The following is a 23,313-nucleotide window of genomic DNA, read 5'->3' as shown; positions in this document are numbered from 1 at the left end:
CTCAGAACGCGATCTTGTGGATGCCTGCGGCGAGCGCGGCACCGACGAGCGGTCCGACCACCGGTACCCAGGCGTAGCCCCAGTCCGAACCGCCCTTGTTGGGCAGCGGCAGCAGCGCGTGCACTATGCGCGGGCCGAGGTCACGGGCGGGGTTGATGGCGTAACCCGTCGGGCCGCCGAGCGAGAGGCCGATCCCGACGACGACGAAGGCGACCATCAGGGTGCCCGTGCCGCTGGTGGCCAGGCCCTTGGTCAGACCCAGGGTGAGGATGAAGAGCACCAGCGCGGCGGTCCCGATGATCTCCGTGACGAGGTTCTGCACCGCGTTGCGGATCTCGGGGCCGGTGGAGAAGATGCCCAGCACCGGGCCGGCCTGGGGGGTCACGGTCTGGTCGACCATGCCCTCCTTGGGGTTCAGGCTCGCGACCAGCTCGGGGTCGGTGAGGTGAGCCTGGAACTGACCGTAGTAGGCGAGCCACACCAGCGTCGCGCCGATCATCGCGCCCAGCAGCTGGGAGCCGATGTAGAGCGGCACGTCGCTCCACTCGACCGCGCCGTCGAGGGCGAGGCCGAACGTGACGGCGGGGTTGAGGTGCGCACCGGACTTGGCGCCGATGTACGCACCGGCCAGTACGGCGAAGCCCCAGCCGAATGTGATGGCGAGCCAGCCCGCGTTGAGCGCCTTCGAGCGCTTCAGGGTGACGGCGGCGCACACGCCGCCGCCGAGCAGAATCAATACTGCGGTACCGATGAGCTCACCGGTGAAGATGTCGGAGCTGGACACCCGCGACTCCTTTGTCCTTCGTCCAGGGGAAGGCGAACCCCGGGTCCCTCCGGTGGTCCGCGCCCTCCGAGAGGGCGTTGATCGGTCCCGCGGCAGTGTCCACCATAGCGAATATTGTCGTTAGGTGTTCGACAATGCCGACCGATGAACGGCAGTTTTCTGCACGGTTAAGGGCGCGTCAAGGGTCCTGTGACCGAAAACTCGCGGTTCCATGGCTGAAAACCATCGTTCGGCTACTGGCTGGTACTCACTGCTACTGGCCGGTATCCGACGGTGCCGATCTTGGTGAGATGTCGATCTTGATCCGTTTTCCCGGAGTCGATTCTCGCCCCGCGCCCGCCCCTGGCTCAGACTGTTTCCGGTCGGTGGCTGATCGGTTCTCGGCCAGCGCCCCGCCGGGCGGGAGGCCCGACGCTCAGAAACGCCCCGCGCCCAGGTCGCGGGAGACGGCCCGCGCGCAGTCCCGCACCGCCGCCACCAGCTGTGCGCTCAGCTCCCCGCCCTCGCGCACGCGCTCCACCGCGCCGGTGATGCCCACCGCGCCCACCGGCATCCGCCGCCGGTCGTGGATGGGGGCGGCGACCGAGGCCACGCCCTCCCAGGTCTCCTCGACGTCCGCGGCCCAGCCGCGGGCCCGGGTCAGATCGAGGAGCTCCTCGAATTCACCGAGGCCCGTCACCGTGTGCGGCGTGAACGCCTCGCGCTCGGTCTCCGTCACCTCGCTGTGCGCCACCGGGTCGTAGGCGCACAGGACCTTGCCCAGCGCGGTGCTGTGCAGCGGCTGCATCGCGCCGACCTCCAGCACCTGGCGGCTGTCGTCGGGCCGGAAGACATGGTGGATGATCAGCACGCCCTGCTGGTGGAGCACGCCCAGATAGACGCTCTCACCGCTGGACCGCGCCAGGTCGTCCGCCCAGACGAGCGCCCGCGCCCGCAGTTCGTGCACGTCCAGATAGCTGTTGCCCAGGCGCAGCAGTTCCGCGCCGAGCTGGTAGCGCCCGGAGGCGGGGTCCTGCTCGACGAAGCCCTCCTGCTGCAACGTCCGCAGGATGCCGTGCGCGGTGCCCTTCGCGAGCCCCAGCGCGGAGGCCACATCGGACAGACCGAGCCGTCGCTCACCTCCTGCGAGCAGCCGCAGCATCGCCGCCGCCCGTTCGAGCGACTGGATGGTCCGTGCCATCGAGCAACCTCCTCAAATGCCGTTCGGCAATGCTGAACACTATCGGCCGATGCCGACCAAGGGGTAGCTGACCGCGGACCCTTCCATGATCGCCGAGAGCGCGGGGCGACTCGCACCAGGGCCCCCACCAGCCAGTATCGGACGACTGTTTCAGGCCGCGTTCCCGTCGCACCAGTCCGCCCGGCAGATGAGATGCCCACTCCCTTCCGTGGTGGTGCCAGCTACGCTGACGACGTGCGCCTTCTGCCGGAAGGCGTAAAGCCGACAGCCGTCGCAACCCCGGGAGCACTTCCATGGCCTCGTACACGCCATCGACCGCCAGTTCCGCCCGAGCCTCCGCCCTGCGTGAGGCGCTCGCCACCCGCGTCGTGGTGGCCGACGGGGCGATGGGCACGATGCTCCAGGCGCAGGACCCCAGCCTCGAGGACTTCCAGCAGCTGGAGGGCTGCAACGAGATCCTGAACGTCACCCGGCCCGACATCGTGCGCTCGGTGCACGAGGAGTACTTCGCCGTCGGCGTGGACTGCGTGGAGACCAACACCTTCGGCGCCAACCTCGCCGCCCTCGGCGAATACGACATCCCCGAGCGCATCTTCGAGCTGTCGGAGTCGGGCGCGCGGATCGCCCGCGAGGTCGCGGACGAGTTCGCCGCGCGCGACGGCCGTATCCGCTGGGTGCTCGGCTCCGTCGGCCCGGGCACGAAGCTGCCGACCCTCGGCCACGCCCCGTACGTCAAGCTGCGCGACGCCTACCAGCAGAACATCGAGGGCCTGATCGCCGGCGGCGCCGACGCGATCCTGGTGGAGACCACCCAGGACCTGCTCCAGACCAAGGCGTCCGTCATCGGCGCCCGCCGCGCCCTGAAGGCGGCCGGCGCCGATCTGCCGCTGCTGGTCCAGGTGACCGTCGAGACGACCGGCACCATGCTGCTCGGCTCCGAGATCGGTGCGGCGCTCACCGCCCTGGAGCCGCTGGGCATCGACATGATCGGCCTCAACTGCGCGACCGGTCCGGCGGAGATGAGCGAGCACCTGCGCTACCTCTCCCGCCACGCCCGCACCCGGGTCTCCGCGATGCCCAACGCCGGCCTGCCGGTCCTGGGGAAGAACGGGGCGCACTACCCCCTGACGCCCGTGGAGCTGGCGGACGCCCACGAGACCTTCGTCCGGGAGTACGGGCTCTCGCTCGTCGGCGGCTGCTGCGGCACGACCCCCGAGCACCTGCGGCAGGTCGTCGAGCGGGTCCGGGACATGCGGCCCACCGAGCGGCAGCCGCGACCCGAGCCGGGCGCCGCCTCGCTCTACCAGACGGTCCCCTTCCGTCAGGACACCTCGTACCTGGCCATCGGCGAGCGGACGAACGCCAACGGCTCGAAGAAGTTCCGCGAGGCCATGCTGGAAGGCCGCTGGGACGACTGCGTCGAGATGGCCCGTGAGCAGATCCGCGAGGGCGCCCACCTGCTCGACCTCTGTGTCGACTACGTCGGCCGGGACGGCGTCGCGGACATGGCGGAGATCGCGGGCCGGTTCGCCACCGCCTCCACGCTGCCGATCGTGCTGGACTCCACCGAGCTGGAGGTCATCAGGGCGGGCCTGGAGAAGCTGGGCGGCCGGGCCGTCATCAACTCGGTGAACTACGAGGACGGCGACGGGCCCGAGTCCCGCTTCGCCAAGGTCACCGCGCTCGCCGTCGAGCACGGCGCGGCGCTCATCGCGCTGACCATCGACGAGGAGGGCCAGGCCCGTACCGTCGAACACAAAGTCGCCATCGCCGAGCGGCTCATCGACGACCTCACCACCAACTGGGGGGTGCTGGAGTCGGACATCCTCATCGACTGCCTCACCTTCACCATCTGCACCGGCCAGGAGGAATCGAGGGGCGACGGCATCGCCACCATCGAGGCGATCCGCGAGCTCAAGCGCCGCCACCCCGAGGTGCAGACCACGCTCGGCCTGTCCAACATCTCCTTCGGCCTCAACCCGGCCGCCCGGATCGTGCTCAACTCCGTCTTCCTGGACGAGTGCGTCAAGGCCGGCCTCGACTCGGCGATCGTGCACGCCTCGAAGATCCTGCCGATCGCCCGGCTGGAGGAGGAGCAGGTCAAGGTCGCGCTGGACCTGGTCTACGACCGCCGTGCCGAGGGCTACGACCCGCTGCAGCGGCTCATGGAGCTGTTCGAGGGCGTCAACACCAAGTCGATGAAGGCCGGCCGGGCCGAGGAGCTCCTCGCCCTGCCGCTGGACGAGCGGCTCCAGCGCCGCATCATCGACGGCGAGAAGACCGGCCTGGAGGCCGACCTCGACGAGGCGCTCACCACGCGCCCCGCCCTGGACATCGTCAACGACACCCTGCTGGAGGGCATGAAGGTCGTCGGCGAGCTGTTCGGCTCCGGCCAGATGCAGCTGCCGTTCGTGCTCCAGTCCGCCGAGGTCATGAAGACCGCGGTCGCCTATCTCGAGCCGCACATGGAGAAGAGCGACGCGGACGGCAAGGGCACCATCGTGCTGGCCACGGTCCGCGGCGACGTCCACGACATCGGCAAGAACCTCGTGGACATCATCCTCTCCAACAACGGCTACAACGTCGTCAACCTCGGCATCAAGCAGCCCGTCTCCGCGATCCTGGAGGCCGCCGAGGAGCACCGGGCGGACGTGATCGGCATGTCCGGGCTGCTGGTGAAGTCCACCGTGATCATGAAGGAGAACCTGGAGGAGCTGAACCAGCGCAAGCTGGCAGCCGACTACCCGGTGATCCTCGGCGGGGCGGCGCTGACCCGCGCCTACGTCGAGCAGGACCTGCACGAGATCTACGAGGGCGAGGTCCGCTACGCCCGTGACGCGTTCGAGGGCCTGCGGCTGATGGACGCCCTGATCGCCGTCAAGCGCGGGGTGCCCGGCGCGGCGCTCCCCGAGCTGAAGCAGCGCCGGGTGCCCAAGCGCGAGACCGCGGTCGTCGAGGTCGAGGAGCCCGAGGGCTCCGTGCGCTCCGACGTCGCCGTCGACAACCGGGTCCCCGAGCCGCCGTTCTGGGGCACCCGGGTCATCAAGGGCATCCCCCTGAAGGACTACGCGTCGTGGCTGGACGAGGGCGCGCTCTTCAAGGGCCAGTGGGGGCTCAAGCAGGCCCGTGCCGGCGGTCCCACGTACGAGGAGCTGGTGGAGACCGAGGGCCGGCCGCGGCTGCGCGGCTGGTTGGACAAGCTCCACACGGAGAACCTGCTGGAGGCGGCCGTCGTCTACGGCTACTTCCCCTGTGTCTCCAAGGGCGACGACCTGATCCTGCTGCACGAGGACGGCACCGAGCGCACCCGCTTCACCTTCCCCCGGCAGCGGCGCGGGCGCCGGCTGTGCCTCGCGGACTACTTCCGCCCGGAGGAGTCGGGGGAGCGGGACGTGGTGGGCCTGCAGGTCGTCACGGTCGGCTCGCGGATCGGCGGGGCCACGGCCGAGCTGTTCGCCGCCGACGCCTACCGCGACTACCTGGAGCTGCACGGGCTGTCGGTGCAGCTGGCGGAGGCCCTCGCCGAGTACTGGCACGCGCGGGTCCGGTCCGAGCTGGGCTTCGCGGGGGAGGACCCGGCGGACGTGGAGGACATGTTCGCGCTCAAGTACCGCGGCGCCCGCTTCTCCCTCGGCTACGGCGCCTGCCCCAACCTGGAGGACCGCGCGAAGATCGCCGAGCTGCTGGAGCCCGAGCGGATCGGCGTCCAGCTCTCGGAGGAGTTCCAGCTCCACCCGGAGCAGTCCACGGACGCCATCGTCATCCACCACCCGGAGGCGAAGTACTTCAACGCGCGGTAGCGCGGGGCGCGCGTAGCGGGGGGAAACGGCCGGGCCAGGGCCACCCGCCCCCCGCTGAGGCCGGGTACGACGAGTGCTGAATATCGAAGTGACGCACGGTAATGACCGCCGTACACTTGTCGGTCCGGTGAAGGCCGGTTCGCCTCACGTGGCGGACCGGCCTTCTCGTCCCCCGTGGAGGTGTGCCCGTATGACCAGCAGCATTCCCGCTGTCGACGCCCGCTCGGCAGCAGGCTCGGCTCTTCAGGCCGTCCTGCTCGACATGGACGGCACCCTCGTCGACACGGAGGGTTTCTGGTGGGACGTGGAGGTCGCGGTCTTCGCCGAGCTCGGGCATCAGCTCCTCGAGGAGTACCGCGAGGTCGTCGTCGGCGGCCCCATGACCCGCAGCGCCTCGTTCCTCATTCAGGCCACCGGTGCGAAGATCGCCGTCACCGAGCTGGCCGTGCTGCTCAACACGCGCTTCGCCGAGATGATCGGCCAGGGGGTGCCGCTGATGCCGGGTGCCAGACGGCTGCTCGCGGAGCTGGCCGCGCACGGCGTGCCGACCGCCCTGGTCTCCGCCTCGCACCGGCACATCATCGACCGGGTGCTGCTCACCCTCGGGGCGGAGAACTTCGCCCTCACCGTCGCGGGCGACGAGATCGCGCGGACGAAGCCGCACCCGGACCCGTATCTGGAGGCCGCCGCCAGGCTCGGCGTGGACCCGTCGCGGTGTGCCGTGGTCGAGGACACGATGACGGGGGTCACGGCCGCCGAGGCGGCCGGCTGCCGGGTGCTCGCGGTGCCGTCGGTGGCCCCGATCCCGCCCGCCGCGGGCCGCACGGTCGTCGGTTCGCTGGAGGAAGTCGATCTCACTTTCCTGCGCGGCCTGATTACGGGAATGCACTGAACCATGCACTGAGCGTGCCCCGTTTAAAGACCAAGGAACTCTGGGCGCCGGAACGATTGTTTTCCGTGACGAATGTGCTGGCCGAATTCCCGTAGCCCCCGATGAGGCGGAGTGAGTGACGTTCGTCACCGGATTCGGGGGTGTCCGGCATGCCTCCGGCCCCCTGAACGGGCTCCCGTGGAGGCTGAAGCGCACCCTTGTGTCCCGATTGATGATCTAGTGCGTGAATCGTTCCGGCGTCCGGATATCGGTGATCCGTCGGCTGTTATCGCCGCGTGATATTCCTTCAACTTCGCCGTGTTCCGGGGGCAGTGGCCTCGCGCACTAATCTTTTCGCGAGAACTTCACGACTGCCCGGGTGACCAGCACAACCGACATCGGTATGGTCCCGGGATCGATCGCATCGCAGGGAGAACCCCAGACAATGAACCGCAAGACGTTGGTGCTGCCGACCCTGGCAGGCCTGCTGGCCCCCGTCCTCGTCGCCTGCGGCGGGACCGACGGAGCCGGAGCGGGCAAGAGCGCCATCGTCATCGGCACCACCGACCGGTTCGAGGAGACGACGGACGCCCCGGCGCCCTTCGACCCCGCCGTCGCGTACGACATCGGCGCCTGGAACGTCCTGCACAGCACCTTCCAGACGCTGCTGCGGCTGCCCCGCTCGGGCACCGCCCCGATCGCCGACGCCGCCTCCAAGTGCTCCTTCGGGGACCGCCGCAACGAGCAGTTCCGTTGCACGCTGCGCAGCGGGCTGAAGTTCTCCAACGGCCACGCGCTCACCGCCGAGGACGTCAAGTTCTCCATCGACCGCGCCCGGACCATCAACTTCGAGAACGGTCCGGTCTCGCTGCTCAACAACATCGACTCGGTGGAGACGCCGAGCGAACTCGAGGTCGTCTTCCACCTCAAGTCGCCCGACGCGACCTTCCCGCAGAAGATCGCCACCCCGGCCGCGGCCATCGTCGACAGCGAGACCTACTCCAAGAACAAGCTCGACAACGGCTTCGAGGTGGCCGGCTCCGGCCCGTACACCCTGGAGACCGAGCAGAAGGACGGCCGGGTCGTCAAGGCCGTCTTCAGCAAGAACAAGGACTACCAGGGTCCGCTGAAGCTGCAGAACGACAAGGTCGAAATGCGCTTCTACGACGACTCGCAGACGATGGAGAAGGCGCTCAAGTCCGGCGAGATCGACATCATCAACCGGACCCTGTCCCCGCAGCAGATCAGCCGGTTGCGGTCCACCACGACCAAGGGCGTCCGGTTCATCGAGGCCCCGGGCCAGGAGATCAGCATCCTCGCGTTCGACACCGAGGACGCGACGGTCAAGCCGAAGGCCGTGCGCCAGGCCATCGCCCAGCTGGTCGACCGGCAGTCCCTGGCCAAGGAGGACTCGGACCGCACGAACGACCCGCTGTACTCGATCGTGCCGAGCGGCATCACCGGCCACCAGAACTCCTTCTCCAACCGGTACGGGACGCCCAGCGTCGACAAGGCCCGCGCCATCCTGCGCGCCGCGCACATCGACGGCCCGGTGCCGCTGACCCTCTCGTACACCACGGACCACTACGGCGAGGCCACCGGCAAGGCCTTCAAGAACCTGCAGAAGCAGCTGAACTCCAGCGGGCTCTTCAACGCGAAGCTGCAGGGCGTGAAGTGGTCGGAGTTCCGCCCCAACGCCTCGGCCGGCAAGTACGCCGTCTACGGCATGGGCTGGTTCCCCGACTTCCCGGACCCGGACAACTTCGTCGCGCCGTTCATCGGCAAGGACAACTTCCTGCAGTCCCCGTACCGGAACGCGAAGATCAGCAACGAGCTGATCCCGCAGTCCCGTCAGGTGACCCAGCGGGACGCGGCAGCCAAGTACTTCCAGCAGGCCCAGGACATCGTGGCCGATGAAGTTCCGGTGCTGCCGCTGTGGCAGGGCAAGCAGTATGTGGCCGCCCGGGACCGGGTCACCGGTGCCGAGTGGGCGCTCAACTCCGCCTCCGAGATGCAGCCGTGGGAGCTCGGCCGCGGCAAGTGAGGCACCAGCTGTTCAGTCCAACCTTCCGATCTCTTCAGACGATCAAGAAACTGTGAGGAACGTGCACGTGAGGAAACGTGACCAGTGGCTTGCCGCCCCGCTCGGCGCGGGGCTCGCCGCCGCCCTGCTCACCGGGTGCGGTTCGGACGACGGCGAGGCGGCCGGCACCGGTGAGTCGGTGGTCATGGGGATGTCCGACGAGGTCGTTTCCACCGACCCGGCCTCCGGTTACGACCCGGTCTCCTGGCTGCTCTTCAACAACGTCTTCCAGTCGCTCCTGAGCTTCCCCAAGGGCAGCACGACGCCCCAGCCGGAAGCCGCCCAGGAGTGCAGCTTCAAGGACGGGGGCAGCACGGTCTACCAGTGCAAGCTCCGGGACGGCCTGAAGTTCAGCAACGGCCACGAACTCACCTCCGAGGACGTCGCCTACTCCTTCCGCCGCACGCTGAAGATCAACGACAAGAAGGGTCCGGCGTCCACGCTGCTCTCCTCGATCAAGGAGATCAAGACCCCGGACAAGTCGACGGTCGTCTTCCGGCTCAACCGGGCCGACGCGACCTTCCCGCAGAAGATCGCCTCCGGCGCCGGCTCCATCGTGGACCACAACGAGTACCCGATGGACAAGCTGCGCACCGACGGCAAGGCCGTCGGGTCCGGTGTCTACAAGCTCGACTCGTTCGACAAGAAGCAGGCCAAGTTCTCGGTCAGCGGCTCCTACCAGGGCGGCGCCAAGGTCCAGAACAGCGGCGTCACCATGAAGTTCTTCCACGGCCAGCAGGAGGAGCTGAAGGACGCGGTCCAGAAGGGCGACGTCGACATCGCCTACCGCGGTCTGGCCATGAAGGACATCGCCGACCTCGAGGCGGCCGAAGCGGCCGACAAGAAGAACCTCGAGGTCGTCGAAGGCAGCAGCGCCGAGGTCCAGCACCTGGTCTTCAACACCAAGGACCCGGTGGTCGGCAAGGTCGGCGTGCGCAAGGCCATCGCGTACCTGATCGACCGCAGCACCCTCGTCCGTGACGTCTACAAGCGGACCGCCGAGCCGCTGTACTCGATCGTCCCGAGCGGCATCACCGGCCACAAGACGCCGTTCTTCGAGGCCTACGGCGACCGCCCGCAGCCCGAGAAGGCCGCCGCGGCCCTGCGGTCCGCGAACGTCTCCGGCAAGGTCAAGCTCACCCTGTGGGCCACGCCCATCCGTTACGGGCCGGGCACCGTGCCCGCGTTCAAGGAGATCGCCAAGCAGCTCAACGCGAGCGGCCTCTTCGACGCGGACGTCCAGAGCGTCCCGTTCGAGGAGTACGACAAGGCCGTCTCCGAGGGCAAGTACGGCGTCTACGTGAAGGGCTGGATCCCCGACTACCCGGACCCGGACAACTTCACGGCGCCGTTCTTCGGCAAGGACAACGTCCTCGCCAACAACTACGAGTCGAAGGAGATCACGGGGAAGATCCTGCCGACGACCGCCGCCCAGGGCAGCCGCCCGGCGACCGTCCCGGACTTCGCCCGTCTGCAGAACACCGTCGCCCAGGACCTGCCGATCCTGCCGCTGTGGCAGGGCAAGCAGTACGCGGTGGCCAACAAGCGGATCACCGGTCTGCAGTGGACCCTGGACTCCTCGACCGTGTTCCGGTTCTGGGAGATCAGCAAGGCCGCCAAGGACTGACCCGTGAACGACTGAGAGGGGCCGGTACGCCGTCGACGGCGTACCGGCCCCTCCCGGTTTTTCGCTCGGTTTCCCGTTCCGCACGAGCGCGGGCCGCTGCCCGCCGGGCCGCTACTGTGCGCCCGGGCGCACCAGACCGCTCTCGTAGGCGTAGACCGCGGCCTGGACCCGGTCCCGCAGCCCCAGCTTCGTCAGCACGTGCCCCACGTGCGTCTTGACCGTCGTCTCGCTGACGAACAGATCCGCCGCGATCTCCGCGTTCGACAATCCGCGGGCCACCAGCTTCAGGACCTCGACCTCGCGGTCGGTCAGCGTGTGCAGCGTGTCCGGCAGCGGCTCCTCGCCCGACGGCAGATGCCCGGCGTACTTGTCCAACAGCCGCCGGGTGATGCTCGGCGCCAGCATCGCCTCGCCGCCCGCCACCACCCGGATCGCCTGCACCAGCTCATGGGCCGGCGCGTCCTTGAGCAGAAAGCCGCTGGCCCCCGCCCGCAGCGCCTCCACCACGTACTCGTCGAGGTCGAAGGTGGTCAAAACCAGGACCTTGGCCGGGCCGTTCCGCTCGGGGCCGGTGATCTGCCGGGTCGCCTCGACGCCGTCCATCCGCGGCATCCGGATGTCCATCAGCACCACATCGGGCTGCAGCGCCCGGACCTGGTCGAGTGCCTGGAGACCGTCCCCGGCCTCGCCGACGACCGCGAGGTCCTGCTCGGCCTCGAGGATCATGCGGAAGCCGGTGCGCAGCAGCGGCTGGTCGTCGACCAGTAGGACGCGGATCGCCACAGGAACTCCTTAGCTAGACCGGGTCCATTCTGCCCTGACCCTCCCCGTCGGCCACCACCCGGCCGTCGGCGCCCGCACCGGCACCGGCGTCGGTATCGGCGTCGGCATCGACATCAGAGGCGCGCTGAGCGGGCACGGGCAGCGGGTACGGCGGGGGAGTGCCCCCGAACTCCGGACAGACGGCCTGGTGGTCGCACCAGCCGCACAGCTTGGTGGGCCGCGGCCGCCAGTCGCCGGTCTCCGTCGCCAGCGAGATGGCCTCCCACAGCGCGCGCAGCCTGCGCTCCACGGCCAGCAGCTCCGCCTCGGTCGGGTCGTACGTCAGCACATCGCCACTGCCCAGGTAGACCAGCTGGAGCCGGCGCGGGACCTGCCCGCGCAGCCGCCACATCACCAGGGCGTAGAACGTCATCTGGAACAGGGCGTCCGACCGGTACTGCGGGGCCGGGGCCTTGCCGGTCTTGTAGTCGACGATCCGCACCTCGCCCGACGGCGCCACGTCCACCCGGTCGATGAAGCCGCGCAACGTCAGCCCCGCCTCCCCGGCCCCTCCGCCCTCGAGCACCGTCTCCACGTACAGCTCGCGGTCGGCGGGCTCCAGGCGCGTCGGGTCCTCCAGCGTGAACCACCGCTCGACCAGCCGCTCCGCGTTCGCCAGCCACCGGGCCAGCCGCTCGCCGTCCCGCTCCCCGTCCTCCCCCAGGAACAGCTCCGCCAGCTCCGGCCGGGCCGCCAGCAGCTTCTCCCACTCGCCCGGCACCAGCCCCTTGGCCCGCCCGGCCGTGCGCTCGGCCGCCGGGGCGTCGAAGAGCCGCTCCAGCACCGCGTGCACCACCGTGCCCCGGGTCGCCGCCGCGCTCGGCTTCTCCGGCAGCTTGTCGATCACCCGGAAGCGGTAGAGCAGCGGACACCGCATGAAATCGGCCGCGCGCGACGGTGACAGCGCGGCCGGCCGCGCCGCCCCGGCGGGCCCGGCGGCAGGCCCGGCGGCCCGGTCGGCCGCGCGCTCGGAGCCCGGCCCGGTGGAATTGTCGGTGGCGATACCCATGACAGAGACCCTACGGCCCGTCACTGACAGTCGGGCGAATACCATCGACGACAGACCCCCTCGCACTGCATGATCGAACGGCACCGGGCGGTGCGGGGGCCGCAGCCGACGAGGGGACACCGTGGACAACAGCGGGAAGGGCCAGTCCGGCGGGGGCGCCGGTCATCGGGCCGGGCCCGGCGACGGCAAACCGGGACGGCCGCGGATGGGCGGCGGCATCCTCATGGGCCGCCCCTTCGGCGTCCCCGTCTACGTCGCCCCCAGTTGGTTCCTCGTCGCCGCCCTCATCACCTGGGTCTTCGGCGGCCAGCTCGACCGCGTGCTGCCCGAGCTCGGACGCGTCCGCTACCTCGTCGCCCTCTTCTTCGCCGTGGCCTTCTACGCCTCGGTGCTCGTCCACGAACTCGCGCACACGGTCGCCGCCCTCCGCTTCAAGCTCCCGGTGCGCCGCATCCAGCTCCAGTTCTTCGGCGGTGTCTCCGAGATCGAGAAGGAGACCGAGACCCCCGGCCGCGAATTCGTCCTCGCCTTCGTCGGCCCGCTGCTCTCCCTGGTCCTCGCCGGCGTCTTCTACCTCGGCATGCAGGCCGTCGAGCCCGGCACCGTCCCCGGCGTCCTGCTCGCCGGCCTGATGATCTCCAACCTGCTGGTCGCGGTCTTCAACCTGCTGCCCGGCCTGCCGCTGGACGGCGGCCGGATGCTCCGCGCCGTCGTCTGGAAGATCAGCGGCAAGCCCATGACCGGCACCGTCGCCGCCGCCTGGGTCGGCCGCGCGCTCGCCGTCGCCGTGCTCATCGGCCTCCCCCTCCTCACCCACGCCCGCGGCGGCCTCGGCGACGGCGATTCCGAGAGCCTCGGCGGCCTCGACTCGCTCACCGACGCCCTGCTCGCCGCCATCCTCGCCGCGATCATCTGGACCGGGGCGGGCAACGCCCTGCGCATGGCCCGGCTGCGCGAGCGCCTGCCCCACCTGAGCGCCCGAACCCTCACCCGGCGCGCCGTGCCCGTGGAGGCCGCCACACCGCTCTCCGAGGCCCTGCGGCGGGCCAACGAGGCGGGGGCCCGCGCCCTGGTCGTCGTCGACGGACAGGGCCGCCCCGCCGCGCTCGTCCGGGAGTCCGCCATCGTCGGCGTCCCCGAACACCGCCGCCCCTGGGTCGCCGTCAGCGGCCTGGCCACCGATCTCAAGGACGGCATGCGGGTCTCCGCGGAACTCTCCGGCGAAGAGCTCCTCGACACCCTCCGGGCCACCCCCGCCACCGAATACCTCGTGGTCGAGGAGACCGGCGAGGTCTACGGCGTCCTCGCCGCCTCCGACGTCGAGCGGGCCTTCGTGTCCGCCATGGCGCGGCCCTCCTCCTGACACCCGCCGACACCTGCCCGCGCACCCGTCGGCGGCTCGTCCGGCCCCGGCCACCCCGCCGTGGTCAACAGGCGCCGCGCACGCCCGGTAGTCTGGTCACATGTCCGAACCGACCGGTGCCGCCCGCCGACGCGGGCCCTTCCAGGTCGGGGACCAGGTCCAGCTCACCGACCCCAAGGGACGCCACTACACCTTCACGCTCGAAGCCGGGAAGCAGTTCCACACCCACAAGGGTGCCTTCCCGCACGACGAGCTGATCGGTGCTCCCGAGGGCAGTGTTGTCCGTACCACGGGAAACGTCGCCTACCTCGCGCTGCGCCCCCTGCTCCCCGACTATGTCCTGTCCATGCCGCGCGGAGCCGCCGTGGTCTACCCCAAGGACGCGGGGCAGATCCTGGCGATGGCCGACATCTTCCCCGGCGCCCGCGTCGTGGAAGCGGGTGTCGGCTCCGGCTCCCTCAGCAGCTTCCTGCTGCGCGCCATCGGCGACCAGGGCATGCTGCACTCCTACGAGCGCCGTGCCGACTTCGCCGAGATCGCCACGCAGAACGTGGAGCGCTACTTCGGCGGCCCCCACCCCGCGTGGCAGCTCACCGTCGGCGACCTCCAGGACAATCTGTCCGACACGGACGTCGACCGGGTCATCCTCGACATGCTCGCCCCCTGGGAGTGCCTGGAGGTCGTCCGCAAGGCACTCGTGCCCGGCGGCATCCTCTGCTGCTACGTGGCGACCACCACGCAGCTCGCCCGGACCGTCGAGTCCATCCGTGAGATCGGCTGCTTCGCCGAGCCGTCGGCGTGGGAGTCCATGGTCCGCACCTGGCACGTCGAGGGCCTGGCCGTACGCCCCGACCACCGGATGATCGGCCACACCGGCTTCCTGCTCACCGCCCGCCGCCTCGCGGACGGCGTGGAGCCGCCGCTGCGCCGTCGCCGCCCCGCCAAGGGCGCCTACGGCGACGACTACACCGGCCCCGGCAGCGCCAGCGGATCCGCCGAGCGCTGACCCCCACTCAACCCCGGTGCCGCCACCGGGTTCCGTGCGCCGACCGCGCACGGAACTCGGCGGCGGCACTTCTGCGTTGAGGCCGGCCGAAGGCACATCCACGGCGGCTCATCCACGGTCCCCGGCCGAGGAAACCCCATCGGGCGGCACCCCCCGCCCGCTGTTCCCCGGAACCGGACCGTGTGGCACGATGCTGGGCACCCCCCGCAGCCACAGCTCTCACAGGAGTTCAGCCCGCGTGCAGCCTCCGGCCGGCCCAGAGTCTTTCCCGCCGCCCCACCCTGTGGCCTTCCCGCCGCCCCGCCCCGCGTCAGTCCCCGAAAGGCCCGCGCACAACCGCAGCCGCCCCGTGCACTGGATTGCGACCGCCGCGGCACTGGCCGCCGTGCTCCTCGGCGCGGCGCTCCTCGGCCCCGGCGACGCCACGGCGACCACCACAGTCACCGCTTCCGCGCCCGACTCCGCGCCCGGTTCCGCACCCGGCGTCGGCGGCCCGCCCGCGGCGGCACCCGATCCACGGGCGGCGCGCTATCCGGTCGACTGCGGCGGAACGCCGGTGGACGTCGTACGACGGGCCGCGGCCGACCTCGACGGCGACGGACGGCCGGAGACGGTCGCGGTGGTGCGCTGCCACTCGGAGACGGGCACCCGGCCCAGCGGGATCTACGTCCTCGCGCCGCCGAGCGCGAAGGGCGCCGCGCCGCGCGTCACGGCGACCCTGGTCGACCCCGGGCAGAAGATGAGCGTCACCGACTTCGCGGTGAGCGGTCCGGGGACGGTTTCGGCCACGCTGCTCGGCTACTCCGACAAGAAGGTGCCGCGTTGCTGCCCGGATCTGCGCCGGGCCGTCGAATGGCGGTGGAAGGGCGGCAAGTTCGTCCTCACCGCACTTCCCGTCGCGGGGAGTGTGTGAGGCGTCACTCGGCGTCGGGGCCGTAGACCTCGACCTTGTCGGCGACGCGGCGGACGTGGATGCAGTCCCCCGGGCACTCCTTCGCCGAGTCCCGGACATCGCCCAGCAGCGGCAGCGGCACGCGCGTGGTGGCACCCTTGTCCTGCAGCAGCTCGTCGTCCGCGCTCTTCACATACGCCAGCCCGTCGATGTCCAGCTCGAAGACCTCGGGGGCGTACTGCACACAGATGCCGTCGCCGGTGCACAGGTCCTGGTCGATCCAGACTTCCAGCTCGTCGAGGCCTTCGTTCCGCACGGTCATCTCGCCTGCCGTTTCCTACCTACGTGAACCAATTGGAGCCAGCACTGACGGGTGTTGACCGACTCGACGATACAACCGCCCGCTTTCCGATGTTGATGGGTGGGTATTCCCCTGACGTGAGGACGTGCGCAAGGGTGAAGATCGGACACACTCCGACCGGGTTTGTGATCTAGGGGTTTCAACCTGCACCAGCCCAGGTAGGGTCTGGAAGCGTCCAGCTCCCCTTGGAGGAGGTGAGGACCGTGGCAGCCCACGACGACGACATGAACCGCGGCATCCGGCCCGGGCGAGGGTCTGACGACCCCGCGGGCCAGGTTGCCTATCTCGAGCAGGAGATCGCCGTCCTGCGGCGCAAGCTCGCCGACTCTCCGCGTCACACGAGGATTCTCGAAGAGCGGATCGTCGAGCTCCAGACCAACCTGGCCGGGGTGTCCGCTCAGAACGAGCGGCTCGCCAACACCCTCCGCGAGGCCCGCGACCAGATCGTGGCCCTCAAGGAGGAAGTGGACCGGCTCGCACAGCCGCCGGCCGGCTTCGGCGTCTTCCTGCAGACCAATGAGGACGGCACGGCCGACATCTTCACCGGAGGGCGGAAACTCCGGGTCAACGTCAGCCCGAGCGTCGAGGTCGAGGACCTCAGGCGTGGCCAGGAGGTCATGCTCAACGAGGCGCTCAACGTGGTCGAGGCCATGGCGTTCGAGCGGGCCGGGGACATCGTCACCCTCAAGGAGATCCTCGAGGACGGCGAGCGGGCCCTGGTCATCGGGCACACCGACGAGGAGCGGGTGGTGCGGCTCGCCGAGCCGCTGCTGGACGTCACCATCCGCCCCGGCGACGCCCTGCTGCTCGAATCCCGATCCGGCTACGTCTACGAGGTCATCCCGAAGAGCGAGGTCGAGGAGCTCGTCCTCGAAGAGGTCCCGGACATCGACTACACGAAGATCGGCGGACTGGGAAACCAGATCGAGCTGATCCGCGACGCGGTCGAGCTGCCGTACCTCTACCCCGACCTCTTCAAGGAGCACGAACTGCGGCCGCCCAAGGGCGTGCTGCTCTACGGCCCGCCCGGCTGCGGCAAGACGCTCATCGCCAAGGCGGTGGCCAACTCCCTTGCCAAGAAGGTCGCCGAGGTCACCGGCAAGCCCGCGGGGAAGAGCTTCTTCCTCAATATCAAGGGCCCGGAGCTGCTCAACAAGTACGTCGGCGAGACCGAGCGGCACATCCGGCTCATCTTCCAGCGCGCCAGGGAGAAGGCGAGCGAGGGCACGCCGGTCATCGTCTTCTTCGACGAGATGGACTCCCTCTTCCGCACCCGCGGCTCCGGAGTCAGCTCGGACGTGGAGAACACCATCGTCCCGCAGCTGCTCTCCGAGATCGACGGCGTGGAGGGCCTGGAGAACGTCATCGTCATCGGTGCCTCGAACCGCGAGGACATGATCGACCCCGCGATCCTGCGGCCCGGCCGGCTCGACGTCAAGATCAAGATCGAGCGTCCGGACGCCGAGGCGGCCAAGGACATCTTCTCGAAGTACCTCACCGAGACCCTGCCGGTCCACGCGGACGACCTGACCGAGCACGGCGGGTCGGCCAGGGCCGCCGTCGCCGGCATGATCCAGTCGGTCGTCGAGCAGATGTACGCGGAATCCGAGGAAAACCGCTTCCTCGAGGTCACGTACGCAAACGGCGACAAGGAAGTCCTGTATTTCAAGGACTTCAACTCGGGCGCGATGATCCAGAACATCGTGGACCGGGCGAAGAAAATGGCCATCAAGGCATTCCTCGACCAGAACCAGAAGGGCATTCGCGTCTCCCACCTGCTCGCCGCCTGTGTGGACGAGTTCAAGGAGAACGAGGACCTGCCCAACACCACCAACCCGGACGACTGGGCCCGGATCTCCGGAAAGAAGGGCGAGCGGATCGTCTTCATCCGCACCCTTGTCACCGGAAAGCAGGGCGCGGACACCGGTCGCTCGATCGACACCGTGGCCAATACCGGCCAGTATCTGTAACACCGTCGTCCGGCTGCGGATGTCCTCGTCCCGCCCTTGGCGCCTCGGTGCCGGGGCGGGTGCTCCGGGGGCGTCCGCAGCCGGACGCTTTTGCGCCGGACCGGGCACCGGCACGTCCGGAAAGGGGCTCGCGAGGCCTCGGCGGGCCCCGGCGGGCACGAGGCGGCCCGGCCGGGCCGGGCGCGGCACGAACCGGAGCAATGACTGTAATGATCTCCCCACCGCCGCAAAGCCGTTCTAGGCTCTTCGGTACCGGGCCACGAAGCACGTGGGGGATGCGCACGGACCGGAAGAGCAGCGGTACTTGAGCGGCGACCCCACCACGGGGCGCCGCCGGGCTAGGAGGGCCGCATGACCGTACGGCGAGTAATGGGCATCGAGACGGAGTACGGGATCTCCGTCCCCGGTCACCCGAACGCCAATGCCATGCTCACCTCGTCCCAGATCGTCAACGCCTACGCGGCTGCGATGCACCGGGCGCGACGAGCCCGCTGGGACTTCGAGGAGGAGAACCCGCTGCGGGACGCCCGCGGCTTCGACCTCGCCCGCGAGGCCGCAGACTCCAGCCAGCTCACCGACGAGGACATCGGCCTGGCCAATGTCATCCTCACCAATGGCGCGCGGCTGTACGTGGACCACGCCCACCCGGAGTACAGCTCGCCGGAGATCACCAATCCGCGCGACGCCGTGCTGTGGGACAAGGCCGGCGAGCGCATCATGGCCGAGGCCGCCGAGCGCGCCGCCCAGCTGCCCGGCGCCCAGCCGATCCACCTCTACAAGAACAACACCGACAACAAGGGCGCCTCCTACGGCACCCACGAGAACTACCTGATGAAGCGGGAGACCCCCTTCTCGGACATCGTGCGCCATCTGACGCCGTTCTTCGTCTGCCGGCAGGTCGTCACCGGCGCCGGCCGTGTCGGCATCGGCCAGGACGGCCGCGAGCACGGCTTCCAGCTCAGCCAGCGCGCGGACTACTTCGAGGTCGAGGTCGGCCTCGAGACCACCCTCAAGCGGCCCATCATCAACACCCGCGACGAGCCGCACGCCGACGCCGAGAAGTACCGCAGGCTGCACGTCATCATCGGCGACGCCAACCTCTCCGAGATCTCCACCTACCTCAAGCTCGGCACCACCGCCCTGGTGCTGTCGATGATCGAGGACGGCTTCATCGCCGCCGACCTGGCCGTGGACCAGCCGGTCCGCACCCTCCACCAGGTGAGCCACGACCCCACGCTGAGCCGACTGATCACGCTCCGTAGCGGGCGTACGCTCACGGCCGTACAGCTCCAGATGGAGTACTTCGAGCTGGCCCGCAAGTACGTGGAGGACCGCTTCGGCGCGGACGCGGACGAGCAGACCAAGGACGTCCTCGGCCGCTGGGAGGACGTGCTGAACCGCCTCGAGCGCGATCCGATGAGCCTCGCCGGTGAGCTGGACTGGGTGGCCAAGCGCGAGCTGCTGGAGGGCTACCGCCGCCGGGACACCCTGGACTGGGACGCCGCCCGTTTGCACCTGGTGGACCTCCAGTACGCGGACGTACGGCCCGACAAGGGCCTGTACAACCGGCTGGCGGCCCGCGGCCGGATGAAGCGGCTGCTGGAGGAGGACGAGGTCCAGCGGGCCATCGCGGCCCCGCCGGAGGACACCCGGGCGTATTTCCGCGGCCGCTGCCTGGAGCAGTACGCGGACGACGTGGCCGCCGCCTCCTGGGACTCGGTGATCTTCGATCTGCCGGGTCGTGACTCTCTGCAACGGGTGCCCACGCTGGAGCCACTGCGCGGGACCCGCAATCACGTCAAGGAGCTCCTGGACCGCTGTCGCACGGCCGAGGAACTGGTCCGTGTCCTGTCCGGGGGCTGAGTGGGGTCTGAGGAGACTGCGTTCGGGGAATCATCACGGTGGTTCCGGGACGTTGTAGCAAGTGCAGGGCCGATCTCGGACCCTGCTTGTAGGGTCTGAGCAGGTACATCTGATCTTGTACGTCGAACCGAGCGGGGTGAGGGATATGGCGACCAAGGACACCGGCGGCGGGCAGCAGAAGGCCACGCGTTCCACGGAGGAGGTCGAGGAGCAGGCGCAGGACGCGCAGGCTTCGGAGGACCTCAAGGAGCGCCAGGAGAAGCTGTCGGACGACGTGGACTCCGTGCTGGACGAAATCGACGATGTCCTCGAAGAGAATGCCGAGGATTTCGTGAGGTCATTTGTCCAAAAGGGCGGGGAGTAGCGGACAGTGCCCGGATTGCATCAAAAGAGGAAGCGCTTTCGATGCAAGCGGACGTCGCCCGGCGCCGGGTTCGCGGCGCCGGCCACCTCCGTCGTGAACGGGAGTTCCGCCGGGATGAGTTGCGTGCCCCGGCGGAGCGGCGGGACGGGGCACGCGTGAGGCGTCCCGCCGCTCCGGACGGGCATATGGAAAGCGATCATGGGACGGGTAAGGTCCCTGGCGTACTGTGCTCCGGCCGTGGTGCGGCACCGGGGCGGTTCAAGGACCAGGCGGACGTGATGAGGCGGGCCGCCGCATATCTGGAAGGAAACGCGTGGAAGCCAACACTCGTAGCATCGGGCGTCTGCCGGCCCCCTTCCTGACGCCCGGCTCCTCGTCGTTCATGGACTTCCTCGGCGCGCACTCCCCGGACCTGCTGCCGGGCAATCGGCAGCTGCCTCCGCTGAAGGGTGCCGTCCAGGCGCCGCACGGCACGACCATCGTCGCCGCGTCGTTCCCCGGCGGGGTGGTGCTGGCGGGCGACCGGCGGGCGACGATGGGCAACGTCATCGCGCAGCGGGACATCGAGAAGGTCTTCCCGGCCGACGAGTACTCGGCCGTCGGCATCGCCGGCACGGCCGGGCTGGCCGTCGAGATGGTCAAGCTCTTCCAGCTCGAGCTCGAGCACTTCGAGAAGGTCGAGGGCGTCCAACTCTCCCTGGAGGGCAAGGCGAACCGGCTGTCCACGATGATCCGCAGCAACCTCGGCATGGCCATGCAGGGCCTCGCCGTGGTGCCGCTCTTCGCCGGCTGGGACGTCGACCGCAACAAGGGCCGCATCTTCTCCTACGACGTGACCGGCGGGCGCTCCGAGGAGCACGGCTTCGCGGCGACCGGCTCCGGCTCGGTCTTCGCGCGCGGTGCGCTCAAGAAGCTCTTCCGGGAAGACCTGACGGAGGCTCAGACCACCACGCTCGTCGTCCAGGCGCTGTACGACGCGGCCGATGACGACTCGGCGACCGGTGGGCCCGATCTCGCCCGCCGCATCTATCCGATCGTCACCGTCATCACCGACGAGGGGTTCCGGAAGCTGACCGAGGCGCAGTGCTCCGAGGTCGTCCGCGCGATCCACGAGCGGCGTCTCCAGGAGCCGGACGGCCCGCGGGCCGCACTGCTCTGACGCCTTACGGAACCTTTACCCGCCACTGACAGAAAGGGACGGACAGCCGGTGTCGACGCCGTTCTATGTCTCACCCCAGCAGGCCATGGCCGACCGCGCCGAGTACGCCCGCAAGGGCATCGCCCGGGGCCGTAGTGTCGTCGTGCTCCAGTACACCGACGGCGTTCTCTTCGTCGCCGAGAACCCGTCCCGCGCCTTGCACAAGGTCAGCGAGATCTACGACCGGATCGCCTTCGCCGCGGTGGGGAAGTACAACGAGTTCGAGAATCTGCGGATCGGCGGTGTCCGCTACGCCGATCTGCGCGGCTACACCTACGACCGCGACGACGTGACGGCCCGCGGTCTGGCGAACGTCTACGCCCAGACGCTGGGCACGATCTTCTCCAGCGCCGCGGAGAAGCCCTACGAGGTCGAGCTGATCGTCGCCGAGGTCGGGGCCGGCCCCGAGGACGACCAGATCTACCGGCTGCCGCACGACGGCTCGATCGTCGACGAGCACGGCTCGGTCGCGGTCGGTGGCAACGCCGACCAGATCAGCAGCTACCTCGACCAGCGGCACCGGGACGGGATGACCCTCGCCGAGGCGCTCAAGCTCGCCGTCGAGTCGCTCGCCCGCGACAACAACGGCGGTGAGCGCACCCTGACCGCCGAGCAGCTCGAGGTCGCGGTCCTGGACCGGACGCGCCCGCAGCAGCGGAAGTTCAAGCGGCTGCTGGGCCGTCAGCTCTCCCGGCTGCTCGACGGGCACGCCACGGACGTGAGCGTCGACGAAGCCGAGGAGGCGCCGGCCGGCCCGGGCACGGACGAGGCGCCGGGCGCGTCCTAGGGCTGCGGTGTGTGCACCTCCGCTGCGCGGCGGTGTCCTCAAGCGCCGGACGGGCTGGTTTTGGCTGAGCTCAGCCGATTCCAGCCCGTCCGGCGCTTGAGGACGCGCCCGCAGGGCGCCCGCCGCCGCAGGCGGTAAGACACGCCCGCAGCCGATGATCCGCCGGACAGGCGAGAGGCGCTCGCCGCCGCAGGCGGTAAGACGCGCCCGCAGTCACCCCGCTTCGCCGGCGCGCGCGGCGTCGTGCGAGGAGGAGCCGCGGGCGATGAGCTCCACCGGCAGGGTGGTGGGGGCGGCGGGCCGCCCGTCCAGCACGGCCATCAGCGCCCGCATACCCGCCTCGCCCACGGCCTCGGCCGGCAGCCGGACCGTGGTCAGCTCCGGCTCGACGGCCGTCGCCAGGGGCAGATCGTCGAAACCGGTCACCGAGACGTCGTCGGGCACGCGCAGCCCCAGCCGCCGGGCCGCCTTGCAGGCACCCGCCGCCAGGATGTCGCCGTCGCAGATCAGCGCGGTCGGCCTGGGCCCGGGCCCGGCGAGGGCCCGCTCGGCGGCCGCCCGGCCCGCCCGGACGTCGAGGGCCGCGGGCTCCGTCGTCAGCACCGCGTCCGCGACCCCGCCCAGCGTGTCGGCCAGCGCCCGGGCCCGTACGTGGAAGGTCCAGGAGTCGACGTCGGCCGCGAGGTGGGCGAACCGGCGGTGGCCGAGCCCCAGCAGATACTCGGTGACCTGACGCATGCCGTCGGCGATGTCGAGGTTGACGGTCGCCGACGCCTCCGTCCGGCCGGGGTCGCTGTCGAGCATGACGAGGGGCAGGTCGCCGTCGCGGATGTCGGCCAGGGCGTCCACCGCCATGGAGGAGGCGATGACGCCGTCGAGGGTCGCGCGGGCGGAGGCGAAGGGGTCGCGGGCGGGCCCGGTGCCCTCCGGGGAGGGGTAGAGGACCACGCCGACCCCGTGCTCGGCGGCGGCCCGGGCGGCGCCGGTGTAGACGCGGGCGAAGAACTCGTTGGTGAGCGCGGGGACCACCAGCAGCGCCGTACGGGTACGGCCCAGCCGCAGATTGCGCGCCGCGAGATTCGGCCGGTAGCCGAGCTCCCGCGCGGCGGTGCGCACGGCCTCGGCGGTCCGCTCGGAGACCCGGCCGCGCCACTTGTCGCCCATGACCAGCGAGACGGTGGCCTGCGACACCCCCGCGGCGCGCGCCACGTCCCGGCTGGTGATCCGCGCGCGCGGCTGCCCCAGCTCCCGGACGTTCGGCCACCGCTCGTCACCGCGTGCCGCCGCCCGCCCGCGCCACGAGCCCTGCTCTGTCTCCGCCACCGGTCCGCGC

General features: G+C 70.0%; 19 protein-coding genes. 13 read left to right on the top strand and 6 right to left on the bottom strand.

Features of this window, described 5'->3' with window-relative positions; all coding sequences use genetic code 11:
- Nucleotide 1: 1 nt before the first annotated feature.
- Both FHS38_RS13030 and FHS38_RS13025 read right to left on the bottom strand, forming a co-directional pair.
- A complete protein-coding gene (locus tag FHS38_RS13030; protein ID WP_184733679.1) occupies nt 2-784 on the bottom strand; it encodes an MIP/aquaporin family protein in 783 nt (260 codons plus the stop codon).
- Between the two features lie 415 nt (nt 785-1,199).
- Complete coding sequence (locus FHS38_RS13025) at nt 1,200-1,964, bottom strand: IclR family transcriptional regulator (RefSeq protein WP_184733678.1); 765 nt, start codon at nt 1,962-1,964, stop codon at nt 1,200-1,202.
- A gap of 293 nt (nt 1,965-2,257) precedes the next feature.
- On the opposite strand from FHS38_RS13025, the gene metH reads away from it, so the two are divergent.
- The 4 genes from metH (at nt 2,258) to FHS38_RS13005 (ending at nt 10,345) form a co-directional block, all read left to right on the top strand.
- The gene (metH, locus tag FHS38_RS13020) at nt 2,258-5,764 is read left to right on the top strand and encodes a methionine synthase (protein ID WP_184733677.1); all 3,507 of its coding nucleotides are present in this window, start codon (nt 2,258-2,260) and stop codon (nt 5,762-5,764) included.
- Between the two features lie 190 nt (nt 5,765-5,954).
- Nucleotides 5,955-6,656 carry an HAD family hydrolase gene (locus FHS38_RS13015; protein WP_184733676.1) on the top strand — a complete coding sequence of 234 codons (702 nt, stop codon included), beginning with the start codon at nt 5,955-5,957 and terminating at the stop codon, nt 6,654-6,656.
- A 424-nt stretch (nt 6,657-7,080) separates the two neighbouring features.
- A complete protein-coding gene (locus FHS38_RS13010) occupies nt 7,081-8,679 on the top strand; it encodes an ABC transporter substrate-binding protein (RefSeq protein WP_184733675.1) in 1,599 nt (532 codons plus the stop codon).
- A 67-nt stretch (nt 8,680-8,746) separates the two neighbouring features.
- Nucleotides 8,747-10,345, top strand: coding sequence for an ABC transporter substrate-binding protein (locus FHS38_RS13005; protein ID WP_184733674.1), 1,599 nt, complete (start codon nt 8,747-8,749; stop codon nt 10,343-10,345).
- 111 nt (nt 10,346-10,456) lie between these two features.
- Here FHS38_RS13005 and FHS38_RS13000 read toward each other — a convergent pair whose 3' ends face one another.
- Both FHS38_RS13000 and FHS38_RS12995 read right to left on the bottom strand, forming a co-directional pair.
- Entirely contained in the window at nt 10,457-11,128 is a 672-nt protein-coding gene (locus FHS38_RS13000; protein ID WP_087928839.1) for a response regulator, read from the bottom strand.
- A gap of 13 nt (nt 11,129-11,141) precedes the next feature.
- Nucleotides 11,142-12,176, bottom strand: a complete 1,035-nt coding sequence (locus tag FHS38_RS12995; protein ID WP_373301805.1) for a RecB family exonuclease — start codon at nt 12,174-12,176, stop codon at nt 11,142-11,144.
- A gap of 121 nt (nt 12,177-12,297) precedes the next feature.
- On the opposite strand from FHS38_RS12995, the gene FHS38_RS12990 reads away from it, so the two are divergent.
- From FHS38_RS12990 to FHS38_RS12980, 3 genes are all read left to right on the top strand, one after another.
- On the top strand, nt 12,298-13,539 hold the full coding sequence (locus tag FHS38_RS12990) for a site-2 protease family protein (RefSeq protein WP_229822413.1): 1,242 nt from the start codon (nt 12,298-12,300) through the stop codon (nt 13,537-13,539).
- 100 nt (nt 13,540-13,639) lie between these two features.
- Complete coding sequence (locus FHS38_RS12985; protein ID WP_130876989.1) at nt 13,640-14,545, top strand: tRNA (adenine-N1)-methyltransferase; 906 nt, start codon at nt 13,640-13,642, stop codon at nt 14,543-14,545.
- 358 nt (nt 14,546-14,903) lie between these two features.
- Nucleotides 14,904-15,458, top strand: a complete 555-nt coding sequence (locus FHS38_RS12980) for a hypothetical protein (protein ID WP_373301809.1) — start codon at nt 14,904-14,906, stop codon at nt 15,456-15,458.
- Nucleotides 15,459-15,462: 4 nt separating this feature from the next.
- On the opposite strand, the gene FHS38_RS12975 is transcribed toward FHS38_RS12980, so the two are convergent.
- The gene (locus FHS38_RS12975) at nt 15,463-15,759 is read right to left on the bottom strand and encodes a ferredoxin (RefSeq protein WP_184733671.1); all 297 of its coding nucleotides are present in this window, start codon (nt 15,757-15,759) and stop codon (nt 15,463-15,465) included.
- 242 nt (nt 15,760-16,001) lie between these two features.
- On the opposite strand from FHS38_RS12975, the gene arc reads away from it, so the two are divergent.
- From arc to prcA, 6 genes are all read left to right on the top strand, one after another.
- The gene (gene arc, locus FHS38_RS12970; protein ID WP_184733670.1) at nt 16,002-17,768 is read left to right on the top strand and encodes a proteasome ATPase; all 1,767 of its coding nucleotides are present in this window, start codon (nt 16,002-16,004) and stop codon (nt 17,766-17,768) included.
- A gap of 351 nt (nt 17,769-18,119) precedes the next feature.
- The gene (gene dop / locus FHS38_RS12965; protein ID WP_338931062.1) at nt 18,120-19,631 is read left to right on the top strand and encodes a depupylase/deamidase Dop; all 1,512 of its coding nucleotides are present in this window, start codon (nt 18,120-18,122) and stop codon (nt 19,629-19,631) included.
- Between the two features lie 145 nt (nt 19,632-19,776).
- Nucleotides 19,777-19,995: a ubiquitin-like protein Pup gene (locus FHS38_RS12960; RefSeq protein ID WP_011027899.1), complete on the top strand. Its 219-nt coding sequence runs from the start codon at nt 19,777-19,779 to the stop codon at nt 19,993-19,995.
- 41 nt (nt 19,996-20,036) lie between these two features.
- Entirely contained in the window at nt 20,037-20,357 is a 321-nt protein-coding gene (locus tag FHS38_RS36325; RefSeq protein ID WP_338931061.1) for an endonuclease domain-containing protein, read from the top strand.
- Nucleotides 20,309-21,154 carry a proteasome subunit beta gene (prcB, locus tag FHS38_RS12955; RefSeq protein WP_184733669.1) on the top strand — a complete coding sequence of 282 codons (846 nt, stop codon included), beginning with the start codon at nt 20,309-20,311 and terminating at the stop codon, nt 21,152-21,154. Before FHS38_RS36325 ends, prcB begins: the two co-directional genes overlap by 49 nt.
- A 49-nt stretch (nt 21,155-21,203) precedes the next feature.
- A complete protein-coding gene (gene prcA / locus FHS38_RS12950) occupies nt 21,204-21,980 on the top strand; it encodes a proteasome subunit alpha (RefSeq protein ID WP_184733668.1) in 777 nt (258 codons plus the stop codon).
- Between the two features lie 213 nt (nt 21,981-22,193).
- On the opposite strand, the gene FHS38_RS12945 is transcribed toward prcA, so the two are convergent.
- A complete protein-coding gene (locus FHS38_RS12945; protein WP_184733783.1) occupies nt 22,194-23,189 on the bottom strand; it encodes a LacI family DNA-binding transcriptional regulator in 996 nt (331 codons plus the stop codon).
- Nucleotides 23,190-23,313 lie beyond the last annotated feature (124 nt).

Source organism: Streptomyces netropsis, assembly GCF_014203545.1.
In the GTDB taxonomy this organism is placed as follows: Bacteria; Actinomycetota; Actinomycetes; order Streptomycetales; family Streptomycetaceae; genus Streptomyces; species Streptomyces netropsis.
Note: the sequence above shows the minus strand (reverse complement) of the source record. Positions and strands in the feature narration are given on the sequence as shown.